Annotated in this window: 17 protein-coding genes; 15 read left to right on the top strand and 2 right to left on the bottom strand. The window is 34.7% G+C overall.

The window, feature by feature from the left end:
* The 11 genes from HCB45_RS04440 to guaA all read left to right on the top strand — a co-directional run bounded on the left by HCB45_RS04440 (position 1) and on the right by guaA (position 10943).
* Positions 1-714 carry an IspD/TarI family cytidylyltransferase gene (locus HCB45_RS04440; RefSeq protein ID WP_185619004.1) on the top strand — a complete coding sequence of 238 codons (714 nt, stop codon included), beginning with the start codon at positions 1-3 and terminating at the stop codon, positions 712-714.
* On the top strand, positions 707-1732 hold the full coding sequence (locus HCB45_RS04435) for a ribitol-5-phosphate dehydrogenase (protein WP_185318471.1): 1026 nt from the start codon (positions 707-709) through the stop codon (positions 1730-1732). Before HCB45_RS04440 ends, HCB45_RS04435 begins: the two co-directional genes overlap by 8 nt.
* 141 nt (positions 1733-1873) lie before the next feature.
* Complete coding sequence (locus HCB45_RS04430) at positions 1874-3262, top strand: glycosyltransferase family 2 protein (protein WP_185619002.1); 1389 nt, start codon at positions 1874-1876, stop codon at positions 3260-3262.
* Positions 3262-4416, top strand: a complete 1155-nt coding sequence (locus tag HCB45_RS04425) for a CDP-glycerol glycerophosphotransferase family protein (protein ID WP_185619000.1) — start codon at positions 3262-3264, stop codon at positions 4414-4416. Before HCB45_RS04430 ends, HCB45_RS04425 begins: the two co-directional genes overlap by 1 nt.
* A 12-nt stretch (positions 4417-4428) precedes the next feature.
* Entirely contained in the window at positions 4429-5580 is a 1152-nt protein-coding gene (locus tag HCB45_RS04420) for a CDP-glycerol glycerophosphotransferase family protein (RefSeq protein WP_185618998.1), read from the top strand.
* A gap of 64 nt (positions 5581-5644) precedes the next feature.
* The gene (gene tagD / locus HCB45_RS04415) at positions 5645-6028 is read left to right on the top strand and encodes a glycerol-3-phosphate cytidylyltransferase (RefSeq protein ID WP_003724631.1); all 384 of its coding nucleotides are present in this window, start codon (positions 5645-5647) and stop codon (positions 6026-6028) included.
* Between the two features lie 117 nt (positions 6029-6145).
* Complete coding sequence (locus HCB45_RS04410) at positions 6146-7636, top strand: nicotinate phosphoribosyltransferase (protein WP_185618996.1); 1491 nt, start codon at positions 6146-6148, stop codon at positions 7634-7636.
* Positions 7637-7647: 11 nt separating this feature from the next.
* On the top strand, positions 7648-8472 hold the full coding sequence (gene nadE / locus HCB45_RS04405; RefSeq protein WP_185318476.1) for an NAD(+) synthase: 825 nt from the start codon (positions 7648-7650) through the stop codon (positions 8470-8472).
* Between the two features lie 12 nt (positions 8473-8484).
* Complete coding sequence (locus HCB45_RS04400; protein WP_185618994.1) at positions 8485-8793, top strand: putative quinol monooxygenase; 309 nt, start codon at positions 8485-8487, stop codon at positions 8791-8793.
* A 60-nt stretch (positions 8794-8853) separates the two neighbouring features.
* Entirely contained in the window at positions 8854-9258 is a 405-nt protein-coding gene (locus tag HCB45_RS04395; RefSeq protein WP_045553399.1) for a PTS sugar transporter subunit IIB, read from the top strand.
* Between the two features lie 128 nt (positions 9259-9386).
* Entirely contained in the window at positions 9387-10943 is a 1557-nt protein-coding gene (gene guaA, locus HCB45_RS04390; RefSeq protein ID WP_185318478.1) for a glutamine-hydrolyzing GMP synthase, read from the top strand.
* A 69-nt stretch (positions 10944-11012) separates the two neighbouring features.
* Here guaA and HCB45_RS04385 read toward each other — a convergent pair whose 3' ends face one another.
* Together HCB45_RS04385 and HCB45_RS15245 are read right to left on the bottom strand one after the other, a co-directional pair.
* Positions 11013-12374: an SIR2 family protein gene (locus tag HCB45_RS04385; RefSeq protein ID WP_206604823.1), complete on the bottom strand. Its 1362-nt coding sequence runs from the start codon at positions 12372-12374 to the stop codon at positions 11013-11015.
* A 440-nt stretch (positions 12375-12814) separates the two neighbouring features.
* Entirely contained in the window at positions 12815-12937 is a 123-nt protein-coding gene (locus HCB45_RS15245; RefSeq protein ID WP_260508437.1) for a hypothetical protein, read from the bottom strand.
* 60 nt (positions 12938-12997) lie between these two features.
* On the opposite strand from HCB45_RS15245, the gene HCB45_RS04375 reads away from it, so the two are divergent.
* The 4 genes from HCB45_RS04375 to HCB45_RS04360 form a co-directional block, all read left to right on the top strand.
* A complete protein-coding gene (locus HCB45_RS04375) occupies positions 12998-13123 on the top strand; it encodes a helix-turn-helix transcriptional regulator (protein WP_171424253.1) in 126 nt (41 codons plus the stop codon).
* Between the two features lie 181 nt (positions 13124-13304).
* Positions 13305-13526, top strand: coding sequence for a helix-turn-helix domain-containing protein (locus tag HCB45_RS04370; protein ID WP_115905013.1), 222 nt, complete (start codon positions 13305-13307; stop codon positions 13524-13526).
* Between the two features lie 31 nt (positions 13527-13557).
* A complete protein-coding gene (locus tag HCB45_RS04365; RefSeq protein WP_185618992.1) occupies positions 13558-13965 on the top strand; it encodes a hypothetical protein in 408 nt (135 codons plus the stop codon).
* Between the two features lie 69 nt (positions 13966-14034).
* The coding region (locus tag HCB45_RS04360; protein WP_185618990.1) for an nSTAND3 domain-containing NTPase at positions 14035-16084 on the top strand (2050 nt) is incomplete at its 3' end.

Here is a 16084-nt window from a genome sequence, read left to right as displayed (position 1 = left end):
ATGATATACGCTCAAATTTTAGCTGGAGGAAAAGGTACGCGAATGGGTAACGTTAGCATGCCGAAACAATTTCTACCTCTAAATGGTAAACCAATCATTGTTCATACAGTAGAAAAATTTATTTTAAATACAAGATTTGATAAAATTCTTATTTCCTCACCAAAAGAATGGATGAACCATGCTGAGGATAATATTAAAAAGTATATTTCAGATGATCGAATTGTCGTCATTGAAGGCGGAGAAGACCGTAATGAAACAATTATGAACGGAATTCGTTATGTCGAAAAAACATTCGGTTTAAACGATAAAGATATTATCGTAACACATGATGCTGTACGTCCATTTTTAACGCACCGAATTATTGAAGAAAACATTGATGCTGCGATTGAAACCGGCGCTGTAGATACTGTTATTGAAGCACTTGATACAATCGTTGAATCAAGTAATCATGAGTTTATTACAGATATTCCTGTCAGAGATCAAATGTATCAAGGGCAAACACCACAAAGTTTCAATATGAAAAAAGTGTATAATCATTATCAAAACTTAAGCGCAGAGAAAAAACAAATTTTAACAGACGCATGTAAAATTTGTTTGCTTGCTGGCGATCAGGTGAAGCTTGTTAAAGGCGAGATATTCAATATAAAAATTACAACTCCATATGATTTGAAAGTAGCGAATGCGATTATTCAGGAGCGGATAGCCAATGATTAATCAAGTATATAGACTTGTGTCAGAGAGACAGTTTGAAGTTGCCAATGTGGACGAATCTTTAGCTGGTGATGTGGTCGTTGTTAGACCTACTCATTTATCTATTTGTGCGGCAGACCAACGCTACTATACAGGTTCTAGAGGAAAAGAAATGCTTTCTAAAAAACTTCCAATGGCACTTATTCACGAAGGTGTTGGAGAAGTCGTTTATGATGCAACAAAAGAGTTTAAACCGGGAACAAAAGTTGTCATGATTCCGAATACACCATTTGAAAATGATCCAGTCATTGCGGAGAACTATTTACGTTCAAGTAAATTCCGTTCTAGTGGTTATGATGGTTTAATGCAAGATTATGTTTTTATGCGTCGTGACCGGGTGGTTGCGCTACCTGATGACATCAATATGAAAGTAGCGGCGTTTTCTGAGCTTATTTCTGTTGCTGTACATGCGATTTTACGCTTTGAAGGAAAAAGTAATGCTAACCGCGCAAGCTTTGGCGTATGGGGTGATGGAAACTTAGGCTTTATCACTTCCTTATTATTAAAAAATTGGTATCCAGAAAGTAAAGTTTACATTTTTGGAAAAACACCATATAAATTAGACTTCTTTTCTTTTGTAGATGGTGCATATACGATTGATGATGTGCCAGCTGATTTAGTTATTGATCAAGCTTTTGAATGTGCTGGTGGCATGGGAAGCCAGTATGCAGTCAGTCAGATTATTGATGTAATTAAACCAGAAGGAACTATCTCATTACTAGGTGTTTCTGAGTATCCTATTGAATTTAATTCACGTATGGTACTTGAAAAAGGGCTTACAGTTTACGGAAGTAGCCGTAGCGGCCGGATTGACTTTGAAAAAACAGTAGAATTTCTATCTACGAATAAACGCGGAGTAGAATATTTACAAAATCTTGTTGGTGAAGTGCACACGGTACATTCGATTCAAGATGTTATTGAAGTATTTGAAGCTGACTTACGTAGTCCATGGGGCAAAAGCGTTATGGAGTGGAAGATATAATAAAACATTGGGGAGTTTAGGCTATACGCTTATGAATTTGTTTACTAAAGTATATTTAGGAAGCAAGGCAGTCGAGATGAAATTCGGCATTCATAGGCGCGAGGCCTTTACTTCCCAGTTTTATATGGAGAGGGAAAAAGAATGAAATTTGCGATTATAATTCCTTTTTACAATGCTGAAAAAAGGTTGGCTTTATCGATAGATAGTATAATTAAGCAGACTTACAGCTTTTTGGAGCATGTGGAAGTGCTGCTTATTAATGATGGAAGCACGGACCGTAGTAGTGCGATTGCTCATAGCTATGCCGAAAAATATCCGAGTAATATTCGCGTTTTTGATGTCCCGAATGGTGGACCTTCTAAGGCGAGAAATATTGGAATACATAATGTACAAGAAAACACTGACTTTGTAGGATTTTTAGATGCAGATGATCTGTTATCGCCAAATTTGCTTTTTAGTATGGTGAACTTTCTAGAAAATTCAGCTGTTAATATGCTTGTCCCAGCTTTTTATTATTTAGATGATTTTGGAAAAAAACAAAAAATTTCTCCACATAAATTAAATGACCGTTTCACAAATGGAAATCGAGTTGTAGCGATTGAAAACGAACCGCAAGCAATTCATTTTTACATTGGCGGTACTTTTTTTCGTTTTGAAAGTTTGCAGGGGTTTGCCTTTGATGAAACGCTTAAATTTGCGGAAGATCAGCTTTTAATTACAAAATTTTTGCTTAAAAATAGAAGTTATGGATTAATTGCCGATGCCGGTTACTATTACTATCGTGATTTAAAGCAAAAAGGTTCTTTAGTAAGTTCAGCTTGGAAACAACTGGAAAGATATACGCCATTCTTACAAAAGGTGTACCAAACTTATTTAACAAACTCTAAAGAAATTTTTGGCGAAGTGATTCCATATGTGCAGTATCTAATCGCGTATCATGCCAAGTTGTTTTTTTATAAAGAGAACATTTATTTTAAAGAAGTATTAAATGAGCAGGAACAAGAAATCTTTGTGCGCGAACTACAGAAAATATTACAAGAAGTTGGTCCGGAGATGATTTTAGCTCTGGATACACCGCTTGTCGTAAAAGAAATGATGCTTTCTATTTTGCACAATGGCTGGCCAGTACGGTTTAAGACGGCCGAACTAGAAGAAATTCCGCTTATCACAGTAAAAGAAAATTACTGTCCTGGAAAAGCTGTAACGGTGGAGCTATTGCTAGAAGAGGCGCGGGAAACGTTACCAGAGGGCGGAAAATTCATTGCTAGTACATCTGTAGGTACGGCACAAACAAAAGTGATAAAACGAAAAACGGCCCAAATGATTTGGGATATTGTTGTTCGCGAAAAAGGCACACTTGAAAAAGTGGTGACACGGTTAAAACCTTATCAATTGAAAGTCCAAGTGTTTTACCAAGATAAAAACCAAAAAATAACAATGACAGATTTAAATGTCATCAGTAGTGTGTTAGGAAAAATAAAAAGAAATAAAGCTTTAAAGCGAAAGTTTAAACAGGGGGGAGTATCCTGATGAAGTTTGTACAAAAAATATATTATTTCCTATTTAAGCTAGTAGGATTTTTACCTCGAAGAAAAGAGTTAGTGATGTTTGAAAGCTTTTCAGGGAAGCAATATAGTTGTAATCCACGTGCTATTTTTGAATATATGGAAGAGCATAATCCAGAATACGAGTTGTTGTGGAGTGTAAATCCGAAGTATGTTGATTTATTTGAAGCGCACGGAGTACCGTATGTTAAGCGTTTTTCTGTTAATTGGTTGTTTAAAATGGGCTTAGCTAAATATTGGATTTCTAATAGTAGACTGCCGCTTGAGCTACCAAAACCAAAAGAAACTATTTATGTACAAACATGGCACGGAACGCCTTTGAAAAAACTAGGTGTCGACATCGATGAAGTACATATGCCTGGTCAAACAACCGAACAATACAAGGCTGATTTTGTGAAAGAGGCGCAGAAGTGGGATTATTTAATTTCACCTAATGCGTATTCTAGTACGATTTTTAGACGCGCATTTGGTTTCACTGGAGAAATGATTGAGTCTGGCTATCCGCGAAATGATATTTTATTTAGCGCGGATAAAGAGTTGAAAATAGCTAATATCAAAATGGCGTTAAATATTCCAGAAGACAAGAAGGTTATTTTATATGCTCCAACTTGGCGTGATAATGATTTTTACGAAATCGGAAAATATAAGTTTGATTTAAAGATTGATATTGCCAAAATGCAAGAAAAATTCGGTGATGAAGTCGTTCTGTTAGTTCGCATGCATTATCTCGTAGCCGAGCATTTTGATTTCACGCAGTATGGTGATTTTGTACGAGATGCTTCAAAACACGAAGATATTAGAGATTTGTATTTAGTGAGCGATTTATTAATTACCGATTATTCGTCTGTATTTTTTGATTATGCTAATTTAAAAAGACCAATGTTGTTCTATACGTATGATTTGGCTGAATATCGCGATACACTTAGAGGCTTTTACTTTGACTTTGAACAAAATGCCCCAGGACCACTTGTTGAAACGAATGAAGCTTTAATGGCAGAAATAGAAATCATGCTTGAAAATCCTCCTCAAATTGCAGATAGCTTTTTAGAACAATTCTGCACTTGGGAAGACGGACACGCAGCAGAGAAAACAGTGAAAAAAGTTTTTGCTGAAAAATAGGCGGTGGGAATATTGAAAAAAATAGCAATTTATATATTTATGCTTGCTGTTAAAATAACTGGATTCTTGGCGAGCCTTTTACCAGTTCAGCAAAAAGTTGTTTTTCTTATAAGCTTTGAAGAAAATCCCATTGCGATTATTAAGCAAATGAAACTGGCCAATGTCACCCCAAAGACAATCGTTTTCTATGATCCTAGAGTAGATGTATCCAAGTTATCTTTAGACTTTATAAAAGTTAAACCGAAAACATTGCAACAATTTATTCCATTAATGTTTCACCTCAATACGGCTAAAGTGGTTGTCACAGATAATTATTTTGTGGAATTAGCTGGCTTGAAACTTCGAAATGGCGTAAATTGTATCCAAGTTTGGCACGCAAACGGTGCGCTTAAGAAATTTGGATGGGAAGATAAAGCAGCGCAAAAAAGACCAGATGGAGATAAGAAAAGATTTCAAGAAGTATATAAACGTTTTACAAAGGTACTTGTTGGTTCTGATGAAATGGCAACCATTTTCCAAAAATCATTTTTGTTAGATGAATCGAACATATTGAAGCTTGGTGTTCCGCGTACAGATTATTTCTTCAAAGAAGCGCAGTTGCAAGAAAATTATCAGTGGTCATACGAGCATTTACATTTAACAAACAGAATAAAATTACTATATGCGCCGACTTTTCGGGATAATGAGTTAGGAAAGGCAAACTTACATTTAGACATTGCGGAAATGAAACAAGCCTTAGGAAATGAATATCAATTGATTTTGAAATTACATCCTTCTATTAGTAATGATTTAGAGAAATTAGACGATGATTTTGTTATTTATGTGGATAAAGAAACGCCGATTGAAACGTTACTACCAGTTGTGGATATTTTAATTACTGATTATTCTTCCATTCCGTTTGAGTTTGCTTTACTTCAAAAACCAATGATTTTCTTTACGTATGATTTAACGGAATATGATAATGCTAGAGGGCTCTCAGATGGATTTTTAGAAACCATTCCTGGGCCGCATGTTTTTACAACGACAGAGCTAATTGAAGTAATACAAACTAATACGTTTGATTTGGAAAAAGTTCGATTTTTTGCTGAGAAATGGAATAAATATTCGGATGGATTTTCAAGTGAGCGTTTTGTAGCTTTTTTAAAAGAACAGCTTGAAAAGTAGCACTGCTAACAAGTAGAGAAATTTTTGTTTTCTTGATATACTACTAAAGAAAGTAGGTGGGCTGATGAAGAAAGTAATTACATATGGCACATTTGATTTAATTCACTGGGGGCATATTCGTTTATTAGAACGAGCAAAGGCTTTAGGTGATTACCTTATTGTAGCCATTTCAACCGATGAATTTAATCGAATCAAACACAAAGAAGCATACCATAACTTTGAACATCGCAAATTAATTTTAGAGGCAATCAGATATGTCGATGAAGTGATTCCAGAAAGTAACTGGGAGCAAAAATTAGAAGATGTAAAAAATCGTGATATTGATATTTTTGTGATGGGTGATGATTGGGAAGGCGAATTTGACTTCTTAAAACCTTATTGTGAAGTCGTTTATTTACCACGGACAGACGGTATTTCTACTTCCAAGATTAAAGATGATTTAAAATAGTCGTAGCACAAAACAGGCAAACCGGTAATGTTCAATTATTAGGTGGTAGGCTTGTTTTGTGCTATTATTATGTATAAATAATAACGCAAGGAACTAGTTATGATAGGAGCAGAAGAAATGACAAATTTATTTCAAGATGATAGTCTAACGCTGCATACAGACTTATATCAACTAAATATGATGAAAGCGTATTTTGACGATGGACTTCATGAGCGTAGATCGGTATTTGAAGTGTTTTTCCGAGATATGCCATTTGATTCGGGTTTTGTTGTGTTTGCTGGGCTAGAACGAATTATTCATTATATGCAAAATTTACGTTTTACAGAAACGGATATTGCTTATTTACACGATGAACTTGGTTTTGACGGACCTTTCCTCGAATATTTACGTAACTTTAAATTTAAAGGAAATATTCTTGCTGCAAAAGAAGGGGAGTTTGTTTTTAAAACCGAGCCAATCCTTCAAGTAGAAGCAAGCTTAGCAGAGGCACAATTAATCGAAACGGCTTTGCTTAATATTGTGAATTTCCAAACGCTAATCGCTACAAAAGCTGCGCGAATTCGTTCTGTTATAGACGACGAAACATTTGCCGAATTTGGTACAAGGCGCGCTCAAGAAATGGATGCGGCTATTTGGGGCACACGAGCGGCTTATATCGGCGGTTGTGATTCGACAAGTAATGTTCGCGCTGGGAAGATTTTCGGTATTCCTGTGTCTGGTACGATGGCACATGCGATGGTTCAAGCTTACCGTGACGAACTAGAAGCATTTAGAAGTTACGCAAAAACGCATTTTGATTCGATTTTCTTAGTAGATACATACGATACGCTAAAATCTGGTGTACCAAATGCGATTAAAGTGGCGAAAGAAATGGGCGACAAAATCAACTTTATTGGTATTCGCCTAGATAGTGGTGATATGGCTTTCCTATCTAAAAAAGCGCGCCAAATGTTGGATGAGGCTGGCTTTACAGAAGCGAAAATTTTCGCTTCAAGTGACTTAGACGAACATACTATTTTGTCCTTAAAAGCGCAAAAAGCGAAAATTGATTCTTGGGGTGTTGGCACAAAGCTAATCACGGCTTACGACCAACCAGCTCTTGGGGCCGTATACAAAATGGCTGCCATTGCTGATGAAAATGATATTTTACAAGATTCGATTAAACTTTCTAGTAACACCGAAAAAGTTTCAACTCCTGGTAAAAAGAAAGTCTACCGAATTATTACAAATGAAGATGGGTTGAAAGCAGAAGGTGATTATATTGCTTTAGCGGACGAATCACTTGATAATGTCGCGAAACTAACGATGTTCCACCCAGTTCATACGTATATTATGAAAACAGTCGAGAATTTCACCGCCCGTGAGCTACTTGTACCGATTTTCCAAAACGGAGAACTTGTATATGATATGCCTTCACTAGATGAAATTAAAGCATATAAAGAAGAAAACCTGGCGCTGCTTTGGGACGAGTATAAACGAACAGTTCGTCCGGAGCAATACCCAGTTGATTTAAGCGTTAAATGTTGGAAAAATAAGATGCGTAATATCGAAAAAGTACGTAAAAGTGTCCAGCTGCATTCACCAGTTGAACTAGATATGCCGTTTTAGGAGGAATTATAATGGAAATCAGAGAAAGAATTTTAGCAGATATGCAGGTGGCAGAAACGATTGATGCACACGAAGAAATCCGGAAAAGTGTCGAGTTTTTAAAAGCATATTTAAAAAAGAATACGTTCTTAAAAAGCTTTGTTCTTGGGATTTCTGGTGGGCAAGATTCGACTTTAACAGGAAAACTAGCACAGATGGCGATAAGCGAATTACGAGCGGAAACGGGAGACGATGAGTATCAATTTTTCGCGGTGAGCTTACCATACGGAACACAACTAGATGAATCGGACCGTCAAGATGCACTTGATTTTATGGAACCAGATAATCGTTTAACCGTGAACATTAAAGCTTCGGTCGATGCGAGTGTTGCGGCGCTTGCGGAAGCTGGAGTTGAACTATCCGATTTCGCGAAAGGTAATGAAAAAGCGCGCGAACGGATGAAAGTACAATATGCGATTGCAGCGATGCATAAAGGTGTAGTTGTTGGAACCGATCACTCCGCGGAAGCAGTTACTGGCTTTTATACGAAATACGGCGACGGTGGAACGGATATAAATCCACTGTTCCGTTTGAATAAAAGACAAGGCAAGGCACTTCTTAAAGAGCTTGGCTGCCCAGAACATTTATATTTGAAAAAACCGACAGCGGATTTAGAAGATAATAAACCGGCACTTCCTGATGAAGTCGCGCTTGGTGTGACTTATGACCAAATTGACGATTACTTGGAAGGTAAAGAAGTTCCAGCAGATGCTGCAGCAAAAATTGAAAATTGGTTTATTAAAACCGAACATAAACGCCATATGGCAATTACTATATTTGACGATTTCTGGAAATAGGAGGCTGTTTAAATGAAAGTTGGTTATGGTTTATTAACTGCATTTTATACACACCCAGGAGAAAAAGATAATTTAGTTAAAATTTTACTTGAAGCGGCTGAAGGATTGGATGATTACAACACGTGTATTCAGTATATTGTCAGCGAATCTGAAACCGAGCCAGACACGGTGTTTGTTTCTGAAATTTGGGTTGATAAAGGGCACCACGCAGCATCTCTTGATAACCCAGCTGTAAAAGAAATGATTACACGCGCCAAACCGATGATAAAAGAAATAAAACGAATACAAGAATTAGACATACTTGGTGGAAAAGGCATATAGATGATAAAACATGAATGATTCTAGGACTCTCCTGGAATCATTTTTTTGGAGGGATGAAAAATGCAAACGTTGATGATTGTTTGTGCTGGCGGCGCAACGTCGAGTTTAATGGCACAAAATGTCGTGAAAAGTGCGACGTCAGAAGGAATGGACGCTGTGTTACTATTTCCAGATGATGTGAAATACAAAGATAGTTTTCGCGAAAAATACAGCGAGCGGGATTTGGTTGTTGTGATGGGTCCAGTCGGCGCGATTACAGCCGGGAAATTTCGTGATTATAAAGAGCAAGTCGATGCCGTTTTAGTAGCACCACAAGTGAAATATATGTACAAAACAGTGGAGGAAGTATTAGGTGAACTAAATATTCCTTGCGCTAATATTGATTCACTTGATTTCGGTCGGATGCGCGGGGATAAGATTCTCACACAAGGTCTAGCCTTAATGAACGCGAAAAATTCCAAATAAGGTGTTGCAACTTTAGAGGGGAAACGTTAAAATGAAAGAAGATGAAAAGGACAAGTGATTTGTCCTTTTCTTATATTATTGTGAAGTAACCGCGATTTTGCGGTTTCATTTTATAGATAAGGGTGGTTTTGTTTAAAATTATGAAAGACTTTACCGAGCAAGAGAAAATTATCGTTCTAGATTTTGGTAGTCAGTACAATCAACTAATTACGCGCCGCATTCGTGAATTCGGTGTGTACAGTGAATTACATCCGCATACTATTACAGTTGAAGAAATGAAAGCACTAAATCCAACGGGGATTATTTTTTCAGGAGGACCTAACAGTGTGTATGACGAAGATGCCTTCCGCGCTGACGAGAGAATCTTTGACATGGGAATTCCAATTTTAGGAATTTGTTACGGCATGCAATTAATGACAACGCACTTCGGTGGCAAAGTAGAACGTGCGAAAGACCGCGAATACGGGAAAGCGGACATTCACGTTGAAAACCCAAGCCGTTTATTTGCTAGCCTACCAACAGATCAAGTTGTTTGGATGAGTCATGGAGATTTAGTTGTTGAGGAACCAGCTGGATTTGAAGTAACAGCTACTAGTAAGTCTTGCCCAATTGCAGGTATTGCGGACGAAGATCGCTTGCTTTACGGCGTGCAATTCCACCCAGAAGTACGTCACTCAGCTTACGGTAACGAATTACTGAAGAATTTTGCATTAAACGTTTGTGGCTGTAAAGGCGACTGGACAATGGAAAACTTTAGTGAAGTTGAAATCGCTAAAATCCAAGAAATCGTAGGCGACAAAAAAGTCTTGCTTGCACTTTCTGGCGGCGTAGATTCCTCTGTTGTTGGTGTGTTAATTCATAAAGCAATTGGCGACCAATTAACATGTATTTTCGTTGATCACGGCCTTCTTCGCAAAGGGGAAGCTGACCAAGTAATGGCAACATTACAAGGCGAGTTCAACATGAACATCATCAAAGTAGATGCGAAAAAACGCTTCATGGACAAACTTGCAGGCGTTTCCGACCCAGAACAAAAACGTAAAATCATCGGTAACGAATTCATTTACGTATTCGACGATGAAGCCAACAAACTAGACGGCGTAGAATTCCTTGCACAAGGAACACTTTACACAGACATCATCGAAAGTGGTACAGCAACCGCCCAAACAATCAAGTCTCACCACAATGTAGGCGGCTTACCAGAAGATATGCAATTTAAACTAATCGAACCATTAAATACACTTTTCAAAGATGAAGTTCGCGCACTAGGAACAGAACTTGGCATGCCTGACGCAATCGTTTGGCGCCAACCATTCCCAGGCCCAGGCTTAGGAATCCGCGTTCTTGGCGAAATTACGGAAGAGAAATTAGAGATTGTTCGTGATTCTGATTATATCTTGCGCGAAGAAATCAAAAACGCAGGTCTAGAACGCGAAATCTGGCAATACTTTACAGCTCTTCCAAATATCCGTAGCGTTGGTGTTATGGGTGATGGCAGAACGTATGACCATACAGTGGTTGTCCGTGCGGTGACGAGTATTGATGGTATGACAGCCGATTGGGCACGTATTCCGTGGGATGTACTGGAGAAAATTTCGGTACGGATTGTGAATGAAGTGGATCACGTGAATCGTGTTGTTTATGATATTACGAGTAAACCACCAGCTACGGTTGAGTGGGAATAATTAAAGAAACCGTGAAACTTTTGATACTAAAGGGTTTCACGGTTCTTTTTTGTTTTTTTGGAACCAACCTTAACAATACCAAGGATAAAAATGAGGAATTGTATCATTTGGTACACTTATCTCTTTTAAATACTGGTGCATTTCAGAGTTTCTATTAGCTACTATAAAATCAAATAGTTCTTTTTCTGTAGCAAAATTTTTGCCTTCATATATAAATAATGGTGGTATCAAGTGGTTATTTGTTTCCAAAAATATTTCTAAATTAATCAACCCATCCTGATAACCTAAATCGTAATACATTTGCAAATAATTTTTATTCTTTTCATGTTGATCTATTAAAATGTGATATGAAACTACTATTTTACTTAAATAGCCCGGAATCAAGTAATCACCTTTTTGTCTATTTGCATAACATCTTTGGTACGCATGTATCACTCCATCTTGATACGCTATTGATAATAGTATCTCTGGAAAAGAAGTAAGTTTTTCATTAAAATTATCAATTTCATTAAGCCAATCTGTATGAAAATCTGAAGCAACTTGGCTTGCGTATCTTGCAAAATCATATATGTCCTCTTCTACAAGGTGTCCTTCTTCTATGAGTATATTTTGTAGAGAATGGATAAAAAACTGGCCATCAGTTATTATTGGAATAATTCGAGAGTCTCTATTATTTTCCCATGATCTGTCAACTGTTACTAAATAAAACTGATTAGCAAAATCATCTAATCTTTCAGAAAGTATATCAATAATTTTATTCAAGTCTTCATCACCAAAAGAAAAACCTATAAAAACTACACAATTACTTCCAAGTAGAGTTTTTAAACGATCGCCTATTGGCTCATTAGACAATTTTTCGTAGCATTTATCATAGTCATTAGTTGTAGCCACGATTGATCCAATATTATTTATTGATCCATGAACCTTAAATACTCTTCGGTCGAAAGTATTCCATAATGCTACATCTTTATTATCTACAATAGAAGTGGCCAAGCATTCTTTTTCAAAGTAATCATCCCAATTAGTAGTTACAATAGTTTTGATCTGAGGGATTTTTGAAACCTCTTTGTGAAATCTGGTAGCAGAATTATATAGTTCTGGAAATGACTGAACCCTATCAAAACGTTCATTTATTTTTCTTATTAACTGTTTTCTTCCGTTAGGAACGGTACTACAAAATTTACTCATCAATTCTGAGAAAGCAATATCTGTATCTAAATTTAAGCTATATTCGCTATTTAAGAAAGTCAATATATCCATGTAAAAAGATGTAGGCAAAACCGTTTTTGATTCTGTACTTATTCCTGCTCCGCAAAATAACACTAATTCATTTTTTTTAACTGATTCAATAATTTCATTAGGCATGTCAAAACTATTATTATTTTTGCACATAAAACATCCACAATTAACTGTACCTATTATTTTTTTCATAATTATCAGCTCCTTTAGTTTGGAAATTTCTCTTTTTAAACAATATATCATAGAAAAAGTATTATGACTGTAGATTTTTCATTTTCTTTATATGTACTATAGTAAAACTGTTTCACTTCGAACACTTAGCTATCTTATCATATAAAAAAGCTTATCCCATATTTATCTGAGATAAGCCATATAATAGAAAATCAGCTCTTTCTGGAAAGCTAATTTCACTAAAAAATCAGTATTCCCATAGTGATTTTTTACATTTTTATTTTTTCATTTGCTTCTAAATTTGAAGCCTTTTCTTCCAAAGTATCCATACTCAACAAAAAATTCAAATAAAATATATTAAACACTTTAGCTTGCGCATGAAATTCCCTCATAATTTTCTTTTTATTTAGAAGAATTGCTTGATTTTCAAAAAATTCATTAACTAATTTTAAAGGTTCTTTTCAAGAAGCTAATTGCTCTAAATAATTCTTTAAATTATCAATATCTTGTTTAGTAATTGATTTTATTGGCTGTTTATTTTCTGTCAACAAGTAACTCTCATTCTTTATTTCTTTCCCTTCCATTTTCTTCTCCTTACTTTTATGCGAAAATTGCATACTCTAAAATAACCCTGAGTTGATTTTATGTACTATCGTATTCGTAATTTGCGTGAAGATGCTGATTTAAGCCAAGAACAATTTGCAAAGCTTTTAAACATCAGTCAAACAACTTATTCACGCTATGAAACTGGAATATATAGACATTCCTAGTCAATCGCTGGTAAATCTAGCTCAGTACTATTTCCAAGTATTGATTACTTAGTAGGGCTGGCTAATCAAAAAAAGCTTATCCTAGAAAATAAGTTTGATTCTTATATCTGTTTTATGCACTTAACGCATAAAAGCCAATATGCAAAAAACGCATAACGTAGAATAAATATGAGGTGATTTCATGTATTATCGTATTCGTAATTTACGTGAGGATAAAGATTTAAGTCAAGAACAACTTGCAAAGCTTTTAAATGTTAGCCAAACAACTTATTCACGTTATGAAACTGGACATATAGATATTCCCAGTCAGTCATTAATAAAGCTGGCTCAATACTATTCAACAAGTGTAGACTATCTATTAAATCTTACAGACATAAAAGTACCTTATGGGAAAAATAAATAAAAGTAGAATGATATCCACTATGAAGGGAAACATGAATCCTACCAGTGAAGAGGTCTATCTTGAATATGAACTTTTTAATGAACTAGAAAGTATTTTTGTTGCTTTTGGAAATAGAAAAAAACAGGCATTAGCTTTTGTTTATGCCGACAGAGAGAATGAAATATTCCACTTTGCTCCAACGCCATTTTCAGATATGAGTCATTCTAGATTTTATGTCTTTTTGCCAAAACCTGAATTAGAACATTATATAGTGAATGAGTTAGCTGATTTTGAAATGGGCGATTACCCAATAATTGTAGTTTATGATTTAGAACAAACTGAAAATAAAATTCGAGTAGCTCATTTTGAGTATAACCAGATGGACAAAAGATATGAGCCTATTGTTGATATAGATAAGATAAAAAAATTGGTGTTTATTCTCCGTTTGTGTTGGAATTGAAAAAAGGAAGGGTATAGACACTCTTAAATTAATGATAAAAAGAATACTATATAGAAGGGTAATGATTAAATGTTCAACTATAATGATTTAAGTGATTTTGAATTTGAAGAGTTGTGTAAGGACATTATGGAACGAAAACTTTCAATGAATTTGAGAATATATACTTCTGGAAGAGATCGAGGAATAGATTTAAGTGATTATGAAATTCCACACCAGATAATTGTTCAAATAAAACATTATATGAACTCAACATACTCTAGTTTAAAAACTTCATTAGGTAACGAAATTAAAAAAGTAGAAAAACTTAATCCTAGAAGCTATTATATTTGCGTTAGCAAATCCTTAACAGAAGCAAATACTGAAGAGATATATGAAATGTTTGCTAATTACATGGATTCAACGAACAACATCGTGGATTTGAAAGAAATAGATGCTTTTTTAGCAGATAAAAGCAATTCAGATGTATTAAGAAAGCACTATAAACTTTGGTTGCATTCAACTGGTATTTTATCAGAAATATATAACCAAAACATTTTTATAGATTGCGAAGCATTACTATCAAATATTGATATAGAAAAGAACTATTTTATCCAAACTAACATTTATGATACCTGTTTTAAACATCTAATGAGAGATAGAATTATATTCATGACAGGAGCCCCAGGTGTAGGGAAAACTATAACTTCAAAAATGCTTTTATTAGAATGTGCCTCGAAAGGGTATAAAGTAAAATATACTACCAATGCCAATTTAACGGATATTAAACGTTCACTTTCAGGAGATAAAAATACAAAAGAGATAATTCTGCTGGATGATTGTTTAGGACAGCATTATTTTAAAATGAACGAAAACAAGGAGAGTGAACTTCTGTCATTAATTAAATATGTACAAATGAATAAAAAAAAGAAACTGATTATGAACTCCCGTATTGCTATTTTTAATGAAGCTAGAGGTAGGTCAATAGAGTTCAACAAGTTTTTTAACAGAGAAATTATTTTGAATTATCTTATTGATATGAATAAGATGTCTTCAATTGATAAAGCAAAAATTTTCTATTCACATCTTTATTTTAATAAAGTTCCTGCACCCCATTTTAAAGAATTACGAAAAGAAAAACGATATAAAAATATTGTAAATCATAAAAACTACACTCCCAGAATTATTGAATTTATAGCTGAACCACAAGTTTTTAAAGAAATTAATGAAGTTGATTATTATCTTTATGTAATAAAGTCTTTAAATACTCCTGACAATCTATGGAAAGATGAATTTGACTATAAGTTGAACTCAGTTGATAGAATTTTTATGTATATTCTATATTCCTTAACAGAAACAATTATTTCAATCAAAGTCCTAAAAGAGTGTTTTGAAGAACGACTATTATTAGAGCCAACTTTAGATACAACTGTTAATAATTTCGATAGCGTTGTATCTAGATTAAACAATTCTATGATTATCCTATTTGATGTGCATGGTGAAAAAAATGTGGGCGTGAGCAACCCATCCGTTAACGACTTCTTAAAACCTCGATTTGAAAATAATAATAATGAACAGCACAAAATCCGAAATTCTTTAGTTTATTTTGAACAACTACAAAGATGTTATAAAAAAGAAAAGTATACAGGCGAATTAGTAAAAATGACAAAAGATCATTCTATAACGAAGTTGAAATCAACACATAAAGGGCTAGTTCAATCATTAATAGTATCTACAATATCTAAAGAAAGTATTTTAGAATCATTTTATATTGACGAAATACATGATTATTTGCTACATTGTCCATACAAATTATTTTCAATATCAGGGACATCGGATATCAGTTCAGTTTTATATTTTTTTACAGATGAAGAAGTATTTAATCTATACAAGATTAAAGATATTCTATGTTCAACCGACAAAATCAGTTTACTATTAGAAGATATTTTGGATTTCGAAACAATAACAAGGACAATTACTGCCCTTCATGATTTAATTGACTTGTATGAAATACAAATTGCTGAACAACAACTTGTTGAAGTGATTGAAAGAGCACTTCAAAATACAATTAAGCACCTAGCTTTAAATATAGACATAAATGAATTTGATGATCAAATTAATCATACTATAGAATATTCAATAG

Source organism: Listeria farberi, from assembly GCF_014229245.1.
Lineage (GTDB): Bacteria > Bacillota > Bacilli > Lactobacillales > Listeriaceae > Listeria > Listeria farberi.
This window is presented reverse-complemented; position numbering and strand designations above follow the sequence as displayed.

What these genes read in the sequence shown, in the direction of transcription:
- tagD (WP_003724631.1), top strand. Translation starts at nt 5,645, where the DNA reads ATGAAGAAAGTAATTACATATGGCACATTTGATTTAATTCACTGGGGG.
- HCB45_RS04435 (WP_185318471.1), top strand. Translation starts at nt 707, where the DNA reads ATGATTAATCAAGTATATAGACTTGTGTCAGAGAGACAGTTTGAAGTT.
- HCB45_RS04370 (WP_115905013.1), top strand. Translation starts at nt 13,305, where the DNA reads ATGTATTATCGTATTCGTAATTTACGTGAGGATAAAGATTTAAGTCAA.
- HCB45_RS04425 (WP_185619000.1), top strand. Translation starts at nt 3,262, where the DNA reads ATGAAGTTTGTACAAAAAATATATTATTTCCTATTTAAGCTAGTAGGA.
- HCB45_RS04395 (WP_045553399.1), top strand. Translation starts at nt 8,854, where the DNA reads ATGCAAACGTTGATGATTGTTTGTGCTGGCGGCGCAACGTCGAGTTTA.
- nadE (WP_185318476.1), top strand. Translation starts at nt 7,648, where the DNA reads ATGGAAATCAGAGAAAGAATTTTAGCAGATATGCAGGTGGCAGAAACG.
- HCB45_RS15245 (WP_260508437.1), bottom strand. Translation starts at nt 12,937, where the DNA reads ATGGAAGGGAAAGAAATAAAGAATGAGAGTTACTTGTTGACAGAAAAT.
- HCB45_RS04365 (WP_185618992.1), top strand. Translation starts at nt 13,558, where the DNA reads ATGAATCCTACCAGTGAAGAGGTCTATCTTGAATATGAACTTTTTAAT.
- HCB45_RS04400 (WP_185618994.1), top strand. Translation starts at nt 8,485, where the DNA reads ATGAAAGTTGGTTATGGTTTATTAACTGCATTTTATACACACCCAGGA.
- HCB45_RS04440 (WP_185619004.1), top strand. Translation starts at nt 1, where the DNA reads ATGATATACGCTCAAATTTTAGCTGGAGGAAAAGGTACGCGAATGGGT.
- HCB45_RS04385 (WP_206604823.1), bottom strand. Translation starts at nt 12,374, where the DNA reads ATGAAAAAAATAATAGGTACAGTTAATTGTGGATGTTTTATGTGCAAA.
- HCB45_RS04410 (WP_185618996.1), top strand. Translation starts at nt 6,146, where the DNA reads ATGACAAATTTATTTCAAGATGATAGTCTAACGCTGCATACAGACTTA.
- HCB45_RS04375 (WP_171424253.1), top strand. Translation starts at nt 12,998, where the DNA reads ATGTACTATCGTATTCGTAATTTGCGTGAAGATGCTGATTTAAGCCAA.
- HCB45_RS04430 (WP_185619002.1), top strand. Translation starts at nt 1,874, where the DNA reads ATGAAATTTGCGATTATAATTCCTTTTTACAATGCTGAAAAAAGGTTG.